The organism is Streptomyces sparsus (assembly GCF_054776295.1).
Genome location: NZ_BAAHCA010001682.1, coordinates 1 through 577, shown reverse-complemented (window position 1 = coordinate 577; position 577 = coordinate 1). Strand labels below are relative to the sequence as shown.

The following is a 577-nucleotide window of genomic DNA, read 5'->3' as shown; positions in this document are numbered from 1 at the left end:
TCATGATCCAGGCGGTCACCCCTCCCGCGGCGTCACCGGAGCGCAGGGCGTTGTCGAGGGCGGCGCCCAGCAGCGGACCGAGCATGCGGTCCGGGGCCTCGACGCCGGCGGTGCGCAGCAGCTCCATGGCCTGGGCGACGAGGGTGACGAGGTGGTTCGCGCCCAGCGCCAGCGCCGCGTGGTAGAGCGGCCGGCTCTCCTCGGCGATCCACTCCGGCTCGCCGCCCATCTCGATGACGAGCGCCTCGGCCGCCAGGCGCAGTTCCTCGGGCGCGGTGACGCCGAACGAGCAGCCCGCGAGGCGGGGCACGTCGACGTCGGTGCCGGAGAACGTCATCACCGGGTGCAGCGCCAGCGGCAGCGCGCCGGCACGCAGCGCAGGTTCGAGCACGGCGGTGCCGAAGCGCCCGGAGGTGTGCACCAGGAGCTGGCCGGGACGCACCGCGCCCGTCTCGGCGAGCCCGCGCACCAGCTCGGGCAGCGCGTCGTCGGGCACGGTCAGCAGCACGAGGTCGGCGCGGGCCAGCACCTCGGCCGGGTCGACCAGGGGGACACCGGGCAGCAGCTCGGCGGCCCG

1 protein-coding gene is annotated in these 577 nt (G+C 76.3%); it reads right to left on the bottom strand.

The window, feature by feature from the left end; all coding sequences use genetic code 11:
• Positions 1–577, bottom strand: a 577-nt coding sequence (locus ACYVE9_RS30285) for a Rossmann-like and DUF2520 domain-containing protein (protein WP_461031051.1), incomplete at both ends; no start/stop codon positions are given.